The sequence below is a fragment of the Gelidibacter gilvus genome (assembly GCF_004115975.1).
GTDB classification, from domain to species: Bacteria; Bacteroidota; Bacteroidia; order Flavobacteriales; family Flavobacteriaceae; genus Gelidibacter; species Gelidibacter gilvus.
Genome location: NZ_SDDZ01000001.1, coordinates 355,113 through 375,961, shown reverse-complemented (window position 1 = coordinate 375,961; position 20,849 = coordinate 355,113). Strand labels below are relative to the sequence as shown.

General features: G+C 36.6%; 15 protein-coding genes and 1 tRNA gene. 4 read left to right on the top strand and 12 right to left on the bottom strand.

Annotation, left to right across the window (positions count from 1 at the left end; translation table 11 throughout):
* Positions 1-98 precede the first annotated feature (98 nt).
* The gene (locus tag ESZ48_RS01610; protein ID WP_129016040.1) at positions 99-2,108 is read right to left on the bottom strand and encodes a glutamine--tRNA ligase/YqeY domain fusion protein; all 2,010 of its coding nucleotides are present in this window, start codon (positions 2,106-2,108) and stop codon (positions 99-101) included.
* A gap of 120 nt (positions 2,109-2,228) precedes the next feature.
* Between ESZ48_RS01610 and folB the strand changes: the two genes are divergently transcribed.
* Positions 2,229-2,591 carry a dihydroneopterin aldolase gene (folB, locus tag ESZ48_RS01605; protein WP_129015556.1) on the top strand — a complete coding sequence of 121 codons (363 nt, stop codon included), beginning with the start codon at positions 2,229-2,231 and terminating at the stop codon, positions 2,589-2,591.
* Between the two features lie 52 nt (positions 2,592-2,643).
* Positions 2,644-2,714: transfer RNA gene (locus tag ESZ48_RS01600), tRNA-Cys, on the top strand.
* A gap of 1,001 nt (positions 2,715-3,715) precedes the next feature.
* Here the strand turns inward: ESZ48_RS01600 and ESZ48_RS01595 are convergent.
* From ESZ48_RS01595 to ESZ48_RS01570, 6 genes are all read right to left on the bottom strand, one after another.
* Entirely contained in the window at positions 3,716-4,402 is a 687-nt protein-coding gene (locus ESZ48_RS01595; protein WP_129015555.1) for a LysE family translocator, read from the bottom strand.
* Positions 4,403-4,528: 126 nt separating this feature from the next.
* Complete coding sequence (locus ESZ48_RS01590) at positions 4,529-5,203, bottom strand: head GIN domain-containing protein (RefSeq protein WP_129015554.1); 675 nt, start codon at positions 5,201-5,203, stop codon at positions 4,529-4,531.
* Between the two features lie 122 nt (positions 5,204-5,325).
* Positions 5,326-5,622: a YbjQ family protein gene (locus ESZ48_RS01585; RefSeq protein ID WP_129015553.1), complete on the bottom strand. Its 297-nt coding sequence runs from the start codon at positions 5,620-5,622 to the stop codon at positions 5,326-5,328.
* 42 nt (positions 5,623-5,664) lie between these two features.
* The gene (rnr, locus tag ESZ48_RS01580) at positions 5,665-7,899 is read right to left on the bottom strand and encodes a ribonuclease R (RefSeq protein ID WP_129015552.1); all 2,235 of its coding nucleotides are present in this window, start codon (positions 7,897-7,899) and stop codon (positions 5,665-5,667) included.
* 200 nt (positions 7,900-8,099) lie between these two features.
* A complete protein-coding gene (locus ESZ48_RS01575; RefSeq protein WP_129015551.1) occupies positions 8,100-10,055 on the bottom strand; it encodes a leucine-rich repeat domain-containing protein in 1,956 nt (651 codons plus the stop codon).
* A gap of 298 nt (positions 10,056-10,353) precedes the next feature.
* Positions 10,354-12,375: a leucine-rich repeat domain-containing protein gene (locus ESZ48_RS01570; RefSeq protein WP_129015550.1), complete on the bottom strand. Its 2,022-nt coding sequence runs from the start codon at positions 12,373-12,375 to the stop codon at positions 10,354-10,356.
* A 950-nt stretch (positions 12,376-13,325) separates the two neighbouring features.
* On the opposite strand from ESZ48_RS01570, the gene rpiB reads away from it, so the two are divergent.
* A complete protein-coding gene (rpiB, locus tag ESZ48_RS01565) occupies positions 13,326-13,760 on the top strand; it encodes a ribose 5-phosphate isomerase B (protein WP_129015549.1) in 435 nt (144 codons plus the stop codon).
* Positions 13,761-13,858: 98 nt separating this feature from the next.
* Positions 13,859-14,302 carry a GNAT family N-acetyltransferase gene (locus ESZ48_RS01560; RefSeq protein ID WP_129015548.1) on the top strand — a complete coding sequence of 148 codons (444 nt, stop codon included), beginning with the start codon at positions 13,859-13,861 and terminating at the stop codon, positions 14,300-14,302.
* On the opposite strand, the gene ESZ48_RS01555 is transcribed toward ESZ48_RS01560, so the two are convergent.
* The 5 genes from ESZ48_RS01555 to ESZ48_RS01535 form a co-directional block, all read right to left on the bottom strand.
* Entirely contained in the window at positions 14,299-15,132 is an 834-nt protein-coding gene (locus ESZ48_RS01555; RefSeq protein WP_129015547.1) for an OmpA family protein, read from the bottom strand. The two genes, ESZ48_RS01560 and ESZ48_RS01555, sit on opposite strands and share 4 nt — an antisense overlap.
* A 71-nt stretch (positions 15,133-15,203) precedes the next feature.
* On the bottom strand, positions 15,204-16,838 hold the full coding sequence (locus ESZ48_RS01550) for a S41 family peptidase (protein WP_129015546.1): 1,635 nt from the start codon (positions 16,836-16,838) through the stop codon (positions 15,204-15,206).
* A gap of 18 nt (positions 16,839-16,856) precedes the next feature.
* Positions 16,857-17,240, bottom strand: coding sequence for a ribonuclease P protein component (gene rnpA / locus ESZ48_RS01545; protein ID WP_129015545.1), 384 nt, complete (start codon positions 17,238-17,240; stop codon positions 16,857-16,859).
* A 78-nt stretch (positions 17,241-17,318) separates the two neighbouring features.
* A complete protein-coding gene (locus ESZ48_RS01540) occupies positions 17,319-19,211 on the bottom strand; it encodes a M1 family metallopeptidase (RefSeq protein WP_129015544.1) in 1,893 nt (630 codons plus the stop codon).
* A gap of 16 nt (positions 19,212-19,227) precedes the next feature.
* Positions 19,228-20,844, bottom strand: coding sequence for a S8 family peptidase (locus tag ESZ48_RS01535; RefSeq protein WP_129015543.1), 1,617 nt, complete (start codon positions 20,842-20,844; stop codon positions 19,228-19,230).
* Positions 20,845-20,849 lie beyond the last annotated feature (5 nt).

Sequence of the window (20,849 nt, the reverse complement as noted above, 5' to 3'; positions counted from 1 at the left end):
AAAGTGAATGAAAATTGATCAGAAATAAATTGCCGTGCATGCCGATTGAAATCGGTTGCACGGCAGATTATAAAAAGAGATTAGTATTTAGAAAAAACCTAGATGCATTTTGTGACGCCAACAAGAGTTTCATTCTTATCTTCTAATCCAGCAGTAATAAAGGCATCAATATCTTCATTTTTTTCCAATCCCAGCTCTAATAATACACCAAGCGTGATCATTGTGGCAATACGGGTACCCACTTTTTTGGCTGCTGTATTAAACCATGGCTGTAACTCTTCATAACTGACATTTTTAGCCAATTCTTGAATTTCTGCCTTGGTAGCCAATTGTTTTTCTTCAGGAAGATTGGTGTATTTTTTACCCAATTGCTGAATGATATCTATAGCTTTACGTTGTGGTTGGTGGTTTTTTGGTTTTGCCTGAGCTTCGGTTTTCTTTGCTTCAGCTCCAACATTTCGTGATTCTTTAGCCCATGAATCTCGTAAACCTACTGTTTTATTGAATACCAATTTTTCAGCAGTGGTGTCTTTATCGACACTGAAATAGCCTAAACGCTGAAACTGGAATCTTTCATTAACCTCAGCATCTTTTAAACTTGGCTCTACATAAGCGGTTATTAATTTTAAGGAATTTGGATTTAAAAACTCCATAAAATCCTTTTCTGGATGTGTATCAGGAGATTCATGCATGAACAAGCGGTCGTATTCCCTAACTTCAGCTTTTACAGCGTGTTTTATAGAGACCCAATGAATCGTACTTTTCACTTTTATAGAAGGATCTTCAGAATAGGTACCATGGATTTCCAGGATATTTCCAGCGTCATCTTTAACAACATTTTCGGCTTTTACGATATAAGCATTCTTTAAACGCACTTCCTGATCTAAGGTCAATCTAAAAAACTTACTACCTGCCTGTTCTTTAAAATCATCCCTTTCAATGTACAATTCTCTTGAAAAAGGTACTTTTCTGAATCCAGCACTGTCATCTTCCTGATTGTTTTCTGCTTCCAGCCACTCCTCTTTTCCTTCTGGGTAATTGGTAATCACCAATTTTACAGGATCTAAAACTGCCATCACACGTGGTGCTGTTTTGTTCAAATCCTCACGGATGCAAAATTCCAAAAGCGCAACATCAATGATGTTGTCACGCCTAGCTACACCCACGGTTTCAATAAACTTTTTAATGGCATTTGGCGTGTATCCGCGACGGCGCAATCCGGAAATGGTCGGCATCCGCGGATCATCCCATCCAGAAACAATTTGCTCTTCCACCAATCTGAGCAGCTTGCGTTTGCTCATAATGGTATAACTAAGGTTTAAACGGGCAAATTCGCGTTGTTTTGGACGTATTCTGTCATCCTCGACTACTTGGTCAAGGAACCAATCGTAAAGCTCTCTGTGCGGCTTAAATTCGAGAGAACATAAACTGTGCGAAATACTTTCTATATAATCACTCTCGCCATGGGTCCAATCGTACATTGGGTAAATGCACCAGTCGTTACCCGTTCGGTGATGCTGTCTCTTCAAAATACGGTACATTAACGGATCACGCATCAACATATTGGTATGCCCCATGTCAATTTTAGCACGCAATACGTGGGAGCCTTCCTCAAATTCCCCATTTTTCATCCGTTCAAAAAGATCGAGATTTTCTTCTATACTCCTATTTCTATAAGGTCCATCCACACCGGGTTGGGTTGGAGTGCCTTTTTGTTCCGCCATGGCTTCAGAAGATTGTGAGTCAACGTAAGCCTTCCCTTCTTTAATCAGTTGTACGGCCCAGTCATATAGCTGCTGAAAATAATCTGAAGAATATACTTCGTTTTCCCATGTATAGCCTAACCACGCCACATCTTCCTTAATAGCATCCACATATTCCTGTTCTTCTTTGATAGGATTGGTATCATCAAAACGCAAATTGACGGGCGCGTTATATTTTTCACCTAAACCAAAGCTGATGCCTATGGCTTTGGTATGTCCAATATGTAAGTATCCATTGGGCTCTGGCGGAAACCTAAAACGCAGGTCGTCTCTAGACATCCCTTTGGCTAAATCTTCTTCTATGATATGCTCAATAAAGTTGAGCGGTTTTGTTTCTTCTGACATACGACTATTCATTATTTCTTATTATTTATTTAAATAAAATATCCAATAAGAATTCCTGTGCAAAATTAAGGATTTTTTTAGTTCTAGAAATGCCTTATTTTTGCGGCTATAAAAGGAATTATGGGTACTATAAAAGTTGAAAATATCCGCGTGTTCGCGCATCACGGCTGTTTGAAAGAAGAAACGACAATTGGTAGCGATTATCGTGTAGATTTAAAGGTCAAAGCAGATTTAAAACCTTCTGCAACTTCAGATAAATTAAGCGATACTGTAGATTACGTATTGCTTAACAGGATTATAAAGGAAGAAATGAACATACCTTCATATTTGTTAGAAACTGTGGCCCAACGCATCTTAAATCGTATTTTTAACGAAGATCAATTGGTGAGAAAAGCGACGGTTTATGTGAGTAAATTAAATCCGCCAATTGGAGGCGATGTGGAAAAAGTGACCATAAAATTAACATCGCACCGAAATAAATAAAACTAAATAGCTTACCAAGTTTATTTTTTTTACCTTTGCACTTCCAAAAACTGGCATCATGGCCGAGTGGCTAGGCAGAGGTCTGCAAAACCTTCTACAGCGGTTCGAATCCGCTTGATGCCTCAAGAAACCTTCAACTGACGTTGAGGGTTTTTTTATTCCTAAATTTTTAGGATGGAACACTGATGACGCAGATTGAGCAGATGGCCACTGATAAATGTTCAAAATCAATGATTATCATAAGAAATCCGCGTCACCCGCCTGTACGGACGGGCAGGTCTGTGTTCTAATGATGGAATGTTGAGGACGCAGATTGAGCAGATGGCCACTATTAAATGTTCAAAATCAATGATTATCATAAGAAATCCGCGTCACCCGCCTGTACGGACGGGCAGGTCTGTGTTCTAATGATGGAACGCTGAGGACGCAGATTGAGCAGATGGCCACTGATAAATGTTCAAAATCAATGATTAACATAAGAAATCCAAGTCATCTGTTAAGATTATGGAACGCTGAGGACGCAGATTGAGCAGATGGCCAATGATTTAGATTAAAAAAACCTCTCAGGTTTTGAATATCTGAGAGGTTTAAGTTCTGTCAAACGAACTTTTCAGCTTTTTAAAAAAAGCTTTAAAATCAGTGACTATCATAAGAAATCCGCGTCATCTGTGTTCTAATGATGGAACGCTGAGAACGCAGATTGAGCAGATGGCCACTGATAAATGTTCAAAATCAATGATTATCATTAGAAATCCGAGTCACCCGCCTGTACGGACGGGCAGGTCTGTGTTCTAATGATGGAACGCTGAGCACGCAGATTGAGCAGATGGCCACTGATTTAGACTAAAAAACCTCTCAGGTTTTGAATATCCGAGAGGTTTAAGTTCTGTCAAACGAACTTTTCAGATTTTTAAAAAACGCTTAAAAATCAGTGACTATCATAAGAAATCCGCGTCACCCGCCTGTACGGACGGGCAGGTCTGTGTTCTAATGATGGAATGCTGAGGACGCAGATTGAGCAGATGGCCACTGATAAATGTTCAAAATAAATGATTGTCATAAGAAATCCGAGCCACCCGCCTGTACGGACGGGCAGGTCTGTGTTCTATAAATCAAAAACTGATCTAGTTATTCTCAAAAGGATTGATCTGCTCCAATCGGTCTTTGAGCAATTCCTTTTCTTTAGGGAAGAACGCCTGCGACAACAATAACACTCCAAAAGCTAAAATCACCAGGGCAACGATTTTTTTAGTTTTAAAAATACGACGTGGGGTCAATTTATTCTTAAGTTTTTTGGCGATAAGAATTTTAAAAAGATCGACAACAAAATAAGTAATGAGAATTGTTGAAAGAAATACAATCACTCCCCCTTTGGAATTCGTAAATGAATTGGCAATGATAATAAACCCCAACCAGCCTACCAATACGCCGATATTGATGAAATTCAATAAAAAGCCTTTTAAAAATAACTTTCCGTAATTCTTTTGGATCTCTACCCTATGGTATTCCCTGACGATTGATCGAAATGATTTTGAAGTTTTGGTGAACGTAATTATCCCGTAAACCACTAAAATCACCCCACCAAATACGAGAAAATTGGGGTCATCCTTAATTTTATCGAGTAACTTATTGGTACTTAGAAAAGCAACAGCAATAAATAAAATATCCGCCAACATGACGCCCAAATCAAAAATAAGGGCACTTTTAAAACCTTTGGTAGCGCTGGTTTCCAAAAGCACGAAAAACACAGGGCCAATCGTAAATGCCAATATGATACCAAAAGGAATAGCTGATAAAATCTCGTCAAACATAGAACTCTTGTTTCAACAAAGCTACATAATTTTTTATCCTTTTAAGGCTTTGAAATCTCCAAAACCGCAACCGTAGCTAGGGATAGATTTATATATGCTCACTGTTTAATGAGCTTTAGTGGCGTTCTAATCCATACGTTTAATACGTCCACCAAACATTTTATTTTCGTTTACTGTTTCTGGATTGCCATAAATATAAACATCACCTCCTGCCCTAATTTTTATATCTGCCAATCGGGACGCATTGATATGTGCTTCACCTGCAGCTCTTATTGCTACATAAGTAGTTTCAGACTCTAAAGATTTCCCTTGAAAAATCCCGCCAGTATTAATGGAAATATCCTGCCTTTCAACTTTACCTGAGACTTCAATATCACCGCCTGTAACTGCTTTTACTTGAACATCTGTGACTTCTAATTGTAGTTTTATCACCCCGCCTTCTTGAGCTCTTAATTCTATTTTGTCTTGTTGAAATATATCATCTGAAGAGACATAAGCGCCTTCATTCACATCAATAATATCTATTTTTTTATAGTATAATCGCACCGTAGTCTTATTGCCCACAAAGCTTTCTCCAAGACGCATCTTAATTTTTAAGGTGCCATTTTTATTGACCAATTCAACATCACTTTTATTATCTCCAGAAATGATCGCCCTGTTTTCATCAGATTTAACCAATTCTACATTGATCATATCATAAACTTTAATTTCACCAAAATCACCTAAATTTTTCTCAAGGTCTTGTTGTGAAATAGCATTCACACTTAAAAAAAGTGACACTATTGATAGTAATATCTTCATTTTTTTTATTTTAGAGTTTCATTTAAATTGTATCAAATCGGCATCTGAATAAGAAATTGTCTATTCAATCGCGACAAGCTTCGACGGTATTAAACCCCAATGGTGGGAATAAAACATAAAGTTTAGGCCACTGATACTGCAGTTCCGGTTACTGAAACTGTGACATAATTGCTCGTGGTCAATTCGATGTCAACTTTGATTCCTACAATGGCATTGGCATTTAATTTTTTTGCGTTGTCCTGTAATTGTTGGAAGGCCTGTTCTTTGACCATGCTCATACTTTCCGCAATGGCCTGATAGTATTTTTCCATATTAAAGGTCATTTTCATTTTTTGGACATTCACTGAAATTCCAGAAACAATGCCTTTATATTCCAATATTTTAAACCCTTCTATGGAGTTGGTGGTGGTGAGGATCATAATTATAAATTTAGAGTATCAGTAGAACTTACTGTTGAATTGTTACAATTGAATAATTTGAGGTTTTCCTATCAATGTAAAATCGAGATGTTTTTTAACTAAATCAGTGCTTTTAACCCTGACGACTACTTCTTCACCAAGTTGATAACTAATCCCCGTTTTTCTTCCGATCAATGCATATTCTGTTTCATCAAATTCGTAATGATCATCATTCATATCCCTTACAGAAACCATGCCTTCACATTTATTGGAAATGATTTCTACATAAATTCCCCAATCGGTTACTCCAGAAATAACACCCACAAATTCTTCGTTTTTATGGTTCTCCATAAACTTGATCTGCATATATTTTATAGAATCACGTTCGGCTTTTGTGGACAGGTTTTCCATATTACTGGAATGGTTACATTTTTCCTCATAGATAGCTTCATTGGCCGATTTTGCACCATCAAGATAATGCTGCAACAAACGGTGCACCATCACATCAGGATAACGACGAATAGGCGATGTAAAATGTGTATAATAATCAAAGGCCAAACCATAATGCCCGATGTTGTGCGTCGTATATTCGGCTTTACTCATCGTTCTGATGGTCAAAGTATCCACTAAATTTTGTTCTTTTTTGCCTTGAACATCACGTAATAATCCGTTTAAGGAAGAGGCAATGCTATTGCGATCCTTAAAATTCAGTTTGTATCCAAATTTAGAAACGACGCCTTGAAGTGTCGCTAATTTTGTGGCATCTGGTTCATCATGGACACGGTAGACAAACGTCTTTTTTGGAGATTGCTTCCCGATAAATTCGGCGACCTTCTTATTGGCCAGCAACATGAATTCTTCAATCAGTTTGTTGGCATCTTGACTGGTCTTAAAAAACACACCTATCGGATTGGCCTCTTCATCCAAATCAAACTTCACCTCTACCTTATCAAATGAAATCGCACCTTCTTTCATACGTTTACCACGCATGATCTTTGCCATTTCATCCATTTTTAAAACAGCGTAACCGACGTTTTTATCGGCATGGTATTCTGAAGCATCTATGGCAATGTCTTGAGGGATTAGCGTATTTATTTCTGAGATACTCGTCCTCGCTGGAATTGTAGCGTTATTCTCAATAATAACTTGTGCTTCTTCATAAGAAAAACGCGCATCACTGTAAGTGACTGTTCTTCCAAACCATTGTTCTTTAATTTCTGCCTCATCATTCATCTTAAACACTGCAGAAAAGGTATATTTCTCTTCATTCGGTCTTAAGGAACAGGCATTATTGGAAAGAACTTCAGGAAGCATTGGTACTACTCTATCCACTAAATACACCGAAGTGGCGCGTTCGTAAGCTTCATCATCCAAGATAGTGCCTTCTTGCACATAGTGGGACACATCAGCAATATGGATTCCTATTTCATACAATCCGTTATCCAATACTTCAAAAGATAAGGCATCGTCGAAATCTTTGGCATCTTTAGGATCTATCGTAAACGTTAGCGCTTTTCGCATATCGCGACGCTTGGCTATTTCTTCGGGACTGATTGATGTATCCAAGGAATTGGCATAGTCTTCAACGTCTTGAGGAAATTCAGAAGGTAAACCGTATTCCGCTAGAATGGCGTGGATTTCAGTATTGTGTTCTCCAGGTTTCCCCAACACTTTTAATACGGCTCCTTTAGGTGAATCTTCGCCTTTTTCCCAACTTTCTAGGGAGACCAGAACCACATCCCCATCTTCAGCCTTATTGATTTTATTGATCGGAACAAAAATATCGGTGTACATTTTGGTGCTATTGACCACTACAAAAGCATAATTATCGTGAATTTGTATCACACCCACATATTCACTTTTGGCACGTTTGATAATATTTGTGATTTCACCTTCAAACTTACCTTGCTTACGGCGTTTATAGACGTAGAATTCTACCTCATCGCCATTTAAGGCTTTATTGATATTATTTGAAGCGATATAGACATCTTCGTCAAAATCTGGACTAATAACATATCCTGACCCTCTAGCGGCCATATCCAAAATTCCTGTATGATATTCTGCAGTAACGACGGCCTTGAATTTGCCCCGTTCTGTTTCTTCAATTTCCTTTTTAGCTAGGAGTTCTTGAAGTTTTTTTATAATTTGATTTCTACTGGAAGCATCATCCACCTCAAGTTTAGCAGCAATTTGTTTGTAATTGAAGGATTGATTTCTATCTTTTTTTAAAATACTTAGAATTGTATTTGTTAGGTTAGAGATCTTATTTGATGATCCCTTTCTTCTTTTTTTTGTCATTTATTTTATAATGTAATCTTATTGAATTTCTAAAGTTAGCGAAATTCAGTTATTTCAAACTTAATTAAAGGAGAAGATTGGTAATTAAGTTTTACAAAACTACGTTTTTAATGTGAAACCATTATAAAATTATGGTTAAGTTAACGTAAAAAGGCTCACAAATTAACGTGAGCCTTTGTAAATCATATACTTTTAATAAGTTACTCCACCATAAATTTCTTGGTAACCTTGCCTTGATTAGTCTCTATTTCTGCAAAATAAAGCCCTTTTGAATAGTTGGAAACACTGATTTGAGTTTCCTTTTCCTCTGAAATCAATTGACCTAAGTTATTATAAATGGTCGCTTTCTTAAGTTCTGAAGTTCCATTCAAATCTATTTTTAAAAAGGATGAGGTTGGGTTGGGGTATAACCGGACTGTTGCAATGGCAAAATCTAAGAGGCTTAAAGCAGACCAATCGAAATCCTGCCAGACAGCTGCGGCTTGGTAAGCGGCTTCAGTTCCTGCAGGGACGGTTAAGGGGATGTTTTCTATAGTTATCCCTTCAAACACATTAGCGTTTATAGCTAATGGTATATTCCAATTTACTGTGACACTGGACAGCGCAGTACTACGGGCAAAAACAAAAGTACCCATAATGGCAACAGATCCTGGAATATTAATGTTTGTTAAACTACTGCAATCACTAAAAGCACCAAGTCCAATAGTTCTAAGATCATCTGGTAGAATTATACTTGTTAAACTATTACAATCTTTAAAAGCTTGATCGTAAATAAATTTAAGACTATTTGGAAGAGGTACGCTTATGAGACTACTACAACCATCAAAAGCACGCGGTCCAATACTAGTAATACCATTAGGAAGAGATACGTTCGTGAGACTAGTACAATAACTAAAAGATCCTTCACTAATAATCGTAATTCTTTCAGGAATGGCAATACTCGTTAATCTACTACAACGAGAAAAAGCAGACGCTCCCATACTAGTAAGATTATCTGGTAAAGTTACATTTGTTAGACCAGTACACCCGTAAAAAGCATTTCGTCCAATACTTCTAAGACCATCTGGTAGAATTATACTTGTTAAACTACTGCAACCGGAAAAAGCTTGTTCTCCAATAATGATTATACCAATTGGTAAAGAGATACTTGGTAAACTGCTACAACCGCGAAAAGTTCCATTTGGAATTCTGGTAATACCATTTGGGAGAGATACACTTGTGAGATTACTACAACCATGAAAAACGCTATCTCCAAAATCCGTAAGACCCTCCGGTAGAATTATACTTGATAAACTACTACAATTCCAAAAAGCAGATTGTCCAATACTGGTAACTCCATCGGGTATATCAATACTCGTTAAGTTTTCACATTCGGAAAATGCAGATGATCCAATGCTCTTAACTCCATTTGGTATATTAACGGTCAATAAACTACTACACTCACTAAAAGTTTGATTTTCTATACTGATAATGTCAACTGGTAGAACAACGTTTGTTAAAGATCTACAACGGTAAAAAGCTGAATTACCTATACTTTTAACACTATTTGGAATATTAATACTCTTCAGCGTAAAACAACCATAAAAAGCTGAATTACCAATACTTTCAACACTATCTGGAATATTAATACTCTCCAGCATACCACACCCCTGAAAAGCTGAATTACCAATACTTGTAACTCCATTTGGTATATCAATGCTTAATAAACGTCGACAACCACTAAAAGTTTCGTTTCCTATACTAATAATGTTATCGGATAGACTTGCACTTTCCAAATTCCAACAACCTTCAAAAGCCTTATTCCCAATACTTGTAACACTATTTGGTATATTAATACTCTCTAGAACCCTACAACTTTCAAAAGCTCGATTTCCGATACTAGAAACAGTATTTGGTATGCTAACACTAGTTAAACCAAGACTCCAAAAAAATCCAGAATCTTGAATACTCGTTATTATGTAGGTTAAACCATTATCCACTACGGTTTCAGGTATAGAGAGATCCCCTGTCGGTCCAGCAGTCTCATATTTTTTTACAGAAACATAGCCATTTGTGACATCGGTTACGGTGTATTCTAACACCCCATCATTAAAAGTCTGGGACTGGCTTATCGTCATCCCAAATAAGCACAAAAAAAGAAGTAGTTGGTTTTTCATAATATATATATATATAGTTAATAATGAGTAAGTTAACTAATTAATTTCATTATAAAAAATACTCTTATAATATGACTATTTACTCATAACTTATTAATATTTAGTGTTTTACATATTTTAAATGATAAATACCGTATAATCTAAAAATAATTCAATATTTCTACTAGTTTTGGGATAGAATTGAGAATAGTTGATTTGAAAAATTCTATAGGAGAATCATTAAAACAATCTAAAATTAAATCAAAAAAAAGCCCACAAATTAATGCGAGCCATTATTAATCATTAGGGTTTTAATAATTTAATCCACCAAAAATCTCTTGGTGACCTTGCCTTGAGTCGTCTCTATTTCTGCGAAATAAAGCCCTTTTGAATAGTTGGAAACACTGATTTGAGTTTCCTTTTCCTCTGAAATCAATTGACCTAAGTTATTATAAATGGTCGCTTTCTTAAGTTCTGAAGTTCCATTCAAATCTATTTTTAAAAAGGATGAGGTTGGGTTTGGGTATAACCGGATGGTCTCCATAACAAAGTCCGTAATACCCAACACAAAGGATCCAAAATCCTTCCAAACAGCTGCAGCTTGGTAAGCAGCTAAGCTTCCTGATGGTATGGTTAATGGAATGTTTTCTATGGCTACATTTTGAAACACATTAGCATTTATTGCTATTGGGTTTGACCAATGGGTAATCACACTCGTTAGACTAGTATTATTTTCAAAAGCTCTTTCTCCTATACTAGTCACACTAGCTGGGATAGATACACTTGTTAAGCTAGTACACTTCATAAAAGCACCGAAGCCGATACTAGAAACTCCCTCCGGAATAATAACATTGGTTAAGCCACTCGACTCCCAAAAAGTATATTCTTCAATACTCGCAATTCCATTTGGTATGGTAAAATTCGTTAGACCCGTTAGCATAGAAAAAGCATATTCTTCGATACTGGTAACACTATCTGGAATAGTGATACTCGTCATACTTGTACAACTTTGAAAAGCAGCTCTTCCAATTCTAATAAGACTCTCTGGCAGTATTACCTCTGTTAGACTTGTACATCTGAGAAAAACACTTTGTCCAATTTCTGCGAGACTCTCAGGCAACGATACATTTGTTAGAGCTATACAATCAGCAAAAGTACCATGTTCTAGACGGGTAACGCCATTTGGAATAAAAACACTCTCCAAACTAGTACAACCACGAAAAGACCCAACTCCAATATTGGTAAGTCTATCTGGCAATGATACACCTGTTAAATTAACACATACTTCAAAAGCTCGTTCTTCTATGCTTGTGATTGTATAAGTTGTACCATTATTATTTACAGTTCCAGGAATTGTGAGATTACCTGTTGGACACGTATCATCATATTTTTTTACGGAAACATATGAATTTGGAATATCTGTTACAGTATATTCTAAAACTCCATCATTAAAATATTTTAAATATGATCCAAAATTTTGCCAAACAGATGCAGCTTGGTAGGCAGTCTCTGAATCTGATGGTATAGTTAATGGAATATTTTCAATAACTACATCTTCAAATACATTAGCATTTATCGATAATGGAGTGTCCCAATGTACTGTGACGCTGGATAGAGCACTACACTTTTCAAAAGCAGAATCTCCGAGGTTGGTAACGCCTTTTCCTATATCAACGCTTTTCAATTCAAAACAATTAGAAAAAGATTCAACCCCAATGGTTATAACATTATTTGGTATTACAATATTATTCAGATTGCTACAATTTCTAAAAGCGCCAATTCCGATACTTGTAACAGTGCTTGGTATAATAATATTAGTTAAACTACTGCAATTATTAAAAGCTTGATCTCCAATATTAGTAATGCCCTCTGGTATCCCAATACCCACAAGACTGGTACAATTATTAAAAGTACCCACTCCAATTATGGTAACGTCATTTGGTATTCCAAATCTTATGAGGCTAGAACAATTTTCAAATGCATAATTTCCTATACTGGTAACGAGATTTGAAATCCTGAAACTAGCTAAACTGGTACAATTCCGAAAAGCAGAATGTCCGATATGGAAAAGACCAGAATTCATACTAACCTCCGTTATATCACTGCAACCACTAAACGCATTATCTTCAATACTTTTGACAGCATAGGTTATACCATTAAAATCCACAGTTACGGGAATCCAGAGTCTACCTGTAGGACAAGTAGTACCTATTTTATTTACAGAAACATATCTGTTCGTAGCATCGGTTACGGTGTACTGTAACATCTCATAGTTAAAGATCTGTGCTTGGCTCAATGCAATACCAAATAAGCACAAAAAAAGAAGTAATGGCTTTCTCATAATTAAAGATCTATTTAGTTAATAACGAGTAAGTTATGTAATTATATTGATTATAAAAAATACTTGCATAATGCACCTTTATACCTATAAGTCATTGTTTATCTGTATTTTATACTATTTTATTAGATAATTACGCTAAAAGGATAGAATTATATAAACTTGTTACTAATTCTTGAGACAAAAATGAGAATAACGGTTTCTCATAATTTTAGATAAGTTCAACTAAATCATCCAAATTTGAATCTAAAAAACAGTTATCCACATTTATATATATTATAATAAGCTTTTATTTAAATTTAAAAAAAATAATGGTGCTTATGATGGTGTGTTAATAGCCGTGATAACTTTATCAGTTTTCGTTTTGAATAGTCACTTATCACAGTTATTGAAGATGATGTTAACAGACTATATTTATCAAACTGATTGATTCTTAATGCTATCTTGGTAGTTGTTAACAACTGTTGATAACCATAATTCACAGCAGTTTGCTCATAACATTTTGTCATTTTCATGTTCATAGAGTATCATTTGGATGATGATAACCTATCCAAACAAAATGGCTAACTTTTTTGGTCATCTCATTTAAGATTTGGCTGAGAAAAAAAATTGGATTTTTAAAATTAATCTATTAAATCTTAGCCACAAGTTATGAACAAGTAATGAGCAACTAGCGATGTTCGATTGTTATTAGTTTGGTCACATCAAACTAGAGATTGCCAATAATTTTGATTATGGTTCATTTTAGAGGCCTTTTAGTTTGTAGTTATTTGTAAAGTTCGGCTTCTGGTTTTTAAAACTATAATAAAGGGATATTTGATTATTAAAAAGTTATCATGGAAGAATATCAAAACCTGTTGGTAACATCTATATTCAGTGCAAATTTTAGAACCGTCCAACTATATTATTTTGTAACTTTAGCCTCTTAAAAATAGATATAAAAACAATAGATTATGACGATTTCAATTGGTAATGATCACGCAGGAACTGAGTACAAACAAGCTGTTATAAAGCACCTGGAAAAGAAAGGGTATACTGTCAATAATTACGGTACCAACAGTAATGATAGTGTTGACTATCCAGATTTTGTACATCCTGTAGCCAAGGATGTGGAAGATAAAGCGGTAGATTACGGAATTATCATCTGCGGAAGCGGTAATGGTGCCAATATGACGGCAAATAAGCATCAAGGTGTGCGATCTGCGCTATGTTGGACTAAGGAGATTGTTGCGTTGGCCAGACAACATAACAATGCTAATATTTTGAGTATTCCATCACGATTTACAGCCTTACCACAAGTTATTGAAATGGTAGATACCTTTTTGGATACTGCTTTTGAAGGTGGGCGACACGAAAACCGAATCAAAAAGATTCCCGTGCAACAGTAATCATGGTGCTCCTACTTCTCAACGCCTAATATGAAGGATACAATATAGGATGCTTACTTTTTTTTGAGTGATAGTCCAATGACCTTATAAGATAGCTCATGCTAAATATTATAACCAAAACTTTTAAAGAGCTTTCCATTGATGAACTTTACGCCATTTTGCAATTGCGAAGTGAGGTTTTTGTGGTGGAACAAGACTGCGTCTATCAAGATATCGACTTTAAGGACCAGAATGCCTTACATGTTATGGGCTTTAAAAATGATCAATTAGTGGCCTATACACGTCTTTTCAAACCCAACGATTATTTTGAGTACGCAAGTATAGGAAGAGTTCTGGTTAAAGCGGGAGAACGGCATTTAAATTACGGTTATGATATTATGAAAGCTTCTATACGGGTCATTGAAGAGACCTATAGCGAAACTAAAATCAAAATCTCTGCACAGACCTATTTGAAACGTTTCTATAATAATTTAGGATTTGTAGAAGTTGGCGAGGAATATTTAGAAGATGGGATTCCTCATATTGAAATGCTCAAAACTTAATTGATTTCGTTCACGTAAGTCACTAAGATTTCTACACGTCGGTCATATTTTGCTTCGCCTCCAAGTGGAAATTTACGGCGCATTCCCACAAATTTCATACGCCTGGGATCCACGCCTTTTTTAGACAAATAAGTATAAATATATTGAGCTCTCGCCAAGGATAAATTTCGTTTTTTGGTTTTTCTGTCAATAGCATCCCTGCTGTTTTGAGTGCAGCATACGTGGCCTTGGATGGTAAAATAGATGTCTTCCCGTTGGAGAAGGACTTTTGAAATTTCTTCCAAGGTGTTTTTAGATTCAGGAAGTAAATAGCTGTAACCCGTTTTAAACAGAATATTATCCAACAGAATATAATCGCCAATCTTTATATCGCCTGCTAAAGTTTCACTGGCGGTTTTTGTTTCGGTGACAACTTCTGGCCGTGGAGGAAAATATGGGGTCACAATAATTTCCACTTTTCGGTTTAAACCTCTTATTTTACTGACGTCCTCTTCTTTGATGAGTTTTAGTAAAATTTTACCTTTTCCATCTACATTGGTGATAATAGATTCATCAAACTCATTATTTGAAAAGATGGTTTTAATGCTGTTGGCTCTATTTTGCGAAAGAACCAGGTTATATTCGGCACTGCCCCGATCGTCTGTAAAGCCATAGATGGAAATTTTCTCGATGTCTAAAGATTCAATATCTGATAGAAAAAGTAAAAGTCTGTTGTGTTCGGTATCAGATACATCGTAAGCATCAGTTTTAAAAAACACCTCGTGCTTCAATTCTTCTTGTGCCCAGATCATTTGGGAGAAAAGAAAACCTAAGAAGAAAATTTTTTTCATAATTTATTCTCTTGAAAGAATAAATATAGCTAATTTTTCAAGAATCGCATTTTCTTATCGATGTATGGAATTTATTGAAGATAACCTAGATAAGTTGATGGGTTTTTAAGGATTTCCGTGCTTTTTTTGATTTCTGTATTATGGGCAATATAATAGGTGTACATCCCTTCTCTATAAAAGTAGCGCTTTACAATCTCCTCCGCCAATAAACCCATAAGTTGTGTTTTATTGGCATCAATAGCTTCTGTTTTATACGTATTGAGCGCTTTTAATAAGGTGTTGTATTGTGTATCAATCACGCTGTTTAATGCTTCTTCCTTGGCTACTAAAAGCGCATCGTCAAATGCTTTTTCGGTTTTGGTTTCAAAAGTGAAATTATTGGATTTTAGGAAAGTTTTAAAGGCATTGAAATCGGCATCCGTCAATTCAAAAGTTTTTAAATCGGTCACTTGATGGGAATAGTAATACTCCGTAGCAAAGTCGAAAATGAGATTTTCGTTGACAATAGCACTTGTTATAGGGCTTAATTTAGTGATACCAAGCTCCACATCCGGCTGGATCCCGCCACCATCATAGACTGTTCGTCCACGTTTGGTCTTGAACGCGGTATAATTTTCTGTTTGTACACGTGTGGCCTTGCCCAATTCATCTCTATTCCAATAATCCAAAGCCTGGATACAACGTCCTGAAGGCGTGTAATAACGTGAGATTGTAATTTTTAATTGCGTTCCATAAACCAATGGCTTAGGACGTTGTACCAAACCTTTTCCAAAACTTCTTGCACCTACAACCACTGCTCTATCCAAATCCTGTAAGGCGCCGGCAACAATTTCACTTGCTGACGCACTTCTGCCATCAATGAGTACCACTACTGGAATTTCTGTGTCTATCGGTTCCTTTTGGGTATAATAGGTTTTATTGTATTTATCAACCTTTGATTTTGTGGTCACCACCAATTGATTTTGAGGTACAAAAATGTTGGTCACATTTACAGCTTCGTTCAACAAACCTCCCAAATTTCCCCGAAGATCTAAAACAATCTGTTTTGCGCCTTGGGATTTTAAATCTCGAATGGCTTTAATGGTTTCTGACGATGCTTTTTCATTGAATTTACGCAATACCACATAACCTGTTTTATCATCAATCATAGAATAATGCGGAACGGCATGAATTTCTACGGCTTCACGTTTAATGGTTGCCGTTTCCGTTTTTCCTTGACGGATATAAGTCACATCTACTGTTGTTCCGGCGGTGCCTTGCAATAAATTACCGGCATCATCACTAAAATCTGCAACCACAGTATTATCTACCTTGATAATCTCGTCGCCTGCCTTTAATCCTGCTTTATCTGCCGGAAAACCTTTATAAGGCTCTATGATGACCAGTTTGTCCTTTAAAGTCAATACACTGGCTCCAATGCCTGTATAATCGCCTGTATTGTTAATTCTGGATGCTTCTACATCCTGTTCGTTATAAAAATTGGTATAAGGATCCAAATCCTGAAGCATACTTTTGATGGCTGTATCCATCAAATCTGCGGGATTTGTTTCGTCAACATAATTCATATTGACTTCTTTAAAAAGCGTCGTAAAAATTTCTATTTGTTTGGCAATTTCAAAGAAATCATTTTTAAATGCGGATCCGGTGATAAATAAAACACCTATAAAAATAGGGATGACTATCTTTTTGGTCAATAACTTTTTCATAATCTTAGTCTCTAAAATTTAGGGTTTAGGGAGGGATTGTTGTTTTAAAAATGCGTCCATCAGCGTATTCATTTTTTTTGTAACAGTTTCAAAATCGGTTTTGGTCTTACCAATGTACAAAATCATAAACGCATATTGATCAGGAATGTTGTTAAAATAATTCGATTTATTAAGTCGATAAGCCTCTCGCATCAAGCGTTTTATTCTGTTTCGATCCACCGCTTTTTTGAAATTCCGTTTGCTGACGGAAACACCTGCCTTTATTTTTACAGGCGCGTCAAAGTTGGTCTTTAAATAGACCAATCGTAAAGGATAAGCAACGACAGACTTGCCTTCAGAAAATAGCTTTTCAATTAGCTTCTCACCTTTAAGTTTTTCTATTTTTTTATACGACTGATCCATAGGGCGTCAAAGGTAAGGCTTTGTGGAATAAAAAAACCGCCTGTTGGAAGCGGTTTTTTTATAAAGTAAATCCCTTATTTAATTAATTTTTAGGACATTGTTTTCTCTGTTGACATCAGCCATATAACCTCTCGGATCAATGGTGATGGACGTTATATCACTTTTTGCTTTTTCAACCTCAAAAGTATAGTTTGAGTGTGCCCAAGCCCAATTTGGTAAAACTGTTGTTGTAGTGGGTGTTGGTTTAGCGCCTCTGGTCATCCGCAATGGGATATGGTAGGCTGACTTTGAACCATCGGCATAGGTTATTTCAAGATCTAAAGGCATTGGCATCAAACCAATACGCTCTAAGGTAACGGTTGTTTTATTACCCTTGGAATCTGCATTCTTAACCGCATAATCAATGGTGTTTGTGGTTTGGGTCCAATCGGTTAAATACCAATCCAATTCCATCCCTGAGACTTTTTCGGCAATTCTTATGAAATCCATAGGTTTTGGATGTTTGAAGCCCCATTCTTTATAATACTGCTTAAGGGTTTTATCTAAATTTTTTTCGCCCATGATATATCCCAGTTGTGCTAAAAACAGCGCTCCTTTGCTGTAGGAATTAATAGAAAACGCACGATTGTAGGCATAACGATCGGAGTGGGTGCTTTGTGGTTGATCTCTATCGGAATTGGCCAATGAAATATAAGAACGGTACGATCCAGTAAACGGATTATCGCTATTGGTACCAGTTATGGCATCCAAAGCTCGGTCTTGAATATAGGTGGTAAACCCTTCATCCATCCATGAATGTTTATTCTCATTGCTCGCCAATACAAATTGGAACCAGCTATGTGCCAATTCATGGGCCGTCACACCAATCAAACCACTGATGGTACCTTCGCCTACAATGAGTGTACACATACCGTATTCCATTCCACCATCACCGCCTTGTATCACGGAATATTGATCGTAAGGATAATCACCAACGTTGGTGCTGAAATACTGCATCAATTGCTCTGTAACAGGTTGTAATATTTTCCAATTTTCCAGATTAGCGGCTGGCATTGTTTTTTTATACAAGAAATGCAAAAGTGGTCCATTTTCAACCTGAAGTGTGTCATGGATATACTCCGGATCTGCCGCCCAGGTAAAATCGTGAACGTTTGGTGCTTTAAAATGCCAGGTCAAGGTTTTTCCTTTTGGTTGTTTTACGGTTGCAGTTTCATAACCATGGCCAATTTCATTCGGATTTTGAAGATAGCCCGTTCCACCAATGGTATAATTTTTATCGATGGTGATTTTGACATCAAAGTCTCCCCATACCCCATAAAATTCTCTTGCGATATACGGATCGGCATGCCAACCTTCATCATCATATTCGGCCAGTTTAGGATACCATTGCGACATGGACAATGCCACGCCTTCTTTGTTGTTTCTTCCAGAACGGCGGATTTGAATCGGTACCTGTGCATCAAAAACCATATCAAAAGTAATTTTTTCTCCCGGTTGGATTGGTTTGTCCAAAGTAACGATCAAAATGGTGCCCTGTGTTTCATGACTGACTTTCTTGCCGTCTTGAGTCAATGAATTCACCTTGATATATCCTATTTCATCGGGACTTAATTTACTGATTCTACTTTCATAAATTGGATCTGCCTTGGTCCCGAGATTATTAACCATTCGCCCATCAGGGTCCGGAATACTTTGTAATCTGGCATCCATTTCACTATCCGGTTGAAAGGCATTTGGATATAAATGATAAAACACCCGGTTTAAAACATCAGGTGAATTATTGGTATAGATCAATTTTTGAGTACCAGTGTATTTGTAGGTTTTGACATCCATATCAATAGCCATGGTATAGTCCACATGTTGTTGCCAATAATGTGGCCTGGAAGATGGTGGCGTCTCGTTTTGGGAATGCCCTTTAGTAAGCGGCATTAACAAAAGAAAACTAAGACATAATGCAATTTTGATTTTCATTTTAAATACGATTTAATTAGAGGTTTTTTGCTGTTTGTTCCGCTAATATCATAGCGTTATAGGCATTGGCAATTTTTCCTGATTTTGAAAGGTCTTTGAACGGTCGTACATCAGATGTTTTACCACCAACAATAACTTTGGTTGTGAGTGCCAATCCAGAATCCATGATGATTTTCTTAACCTGTGGCGCCGTCAGTTTTGGATAATATGAACGTATCAATGCTGCAATACCGGCCACTGCGGGAGAGGCCATAGAGGTTCCACCAATGGATTTATAAGTGTTTTCAGGATACGTTGAATAAATATCTCCTCCTGGAGCAAAAATGTCCACGTTAATTTTTCCATAATTTGAAAAGCTTGAAATCATACTAGACCCATATTTTGAATCTAATGATCCCACACTGATGAAATTATCTGAAATTTCAGGACCCGTACCAATGGCGTCATTAGGATAGACATCTTTGGTATCAAGGTCTGCACCTTCATTTCCGGCGGCATTAACGATTAAAACATCTTTAGAGGCTGCATAAACAATAGCATCTCTAACCCAGTCACTGTGTGGAGAATAGTATTTTCCAAAACTTGTGTTGATTATTTGTGCACCGTTATCCGCTGCATATCTAATGGCCAAGGCGATATCCTTATCATATTCATCGCCATTTGGAACTGCTCTAACGCTCATGATTTTTACATTGTTTGCAACACCATTTGCGCCTTTCCCATTATTTCTTACGGCTGCAATAATTCCTGCAACGTGTGTGCCGTGGCTTTCAGATGGTTTTTTAGGTTTTACGTTGTTGTTGCCATAGTATTTCTCTACCATATCATCAGGATTATCACCTGTTTTACGACCTCTGAAATCGACGTTGAGGTTATAGTTCAAACGGTCTGTAATATCTTCTAAACCTTCACTGATATCCTTTTTAGCTGCTTTAAGACTCTCAAAGTCCATAGTGTACACGTATTTTGCAATAGCGATGTATTGTTGTAACGTTTGATTGTTGGTACTGATGGCATCTACATCTTCTCTTGTGTAATTTTTCTTTTTGGTTTCCTTTTCCAAAGCATCATCAGCATTGGTGATTTGTTGCAAAAACTGCTCATAATTAGTTTTGATGCCCGCATATTTGTCGTATTCTACTTGACGTTCTGCTTTTGCTTCTGCATATCGTGGATGTGATGTATCGCCACTGGCTAATAGTCGCACAAATTCCAATTGTTCGTTATAGCCATCACCTAAAAAATTCCATCCATGGACGTCATCAACATATCCGTTGTTGTCATCATCTATCCCATTACCCGGAATTTCTTTTTTATTGGTCCAGATTACACCTTGTAGATCCTCATGATCGATATCAATTCCTGAGTCAATAACGGCAACAATAACGATACTTCCTTTTTTGTTTTTGATAATTTCGTCGTAAGCTCTGTCGACGCTCATCCCGGGAATGGTATCCTTTTTCAGATCCAAATGACCCCAATGTTGCATTTCAGCTTCAGTCAATTCAGAAGTTTTTAAGGGCAGCGTGTCAATATTTTCCAACGGTGTTGAAATGACGCTAGATGCTGAACCACAATTAAAGAGGATACTTGCTGTAAAAGCAGCAATAGCAAAGGATTTAAATAATTTCATGTGAT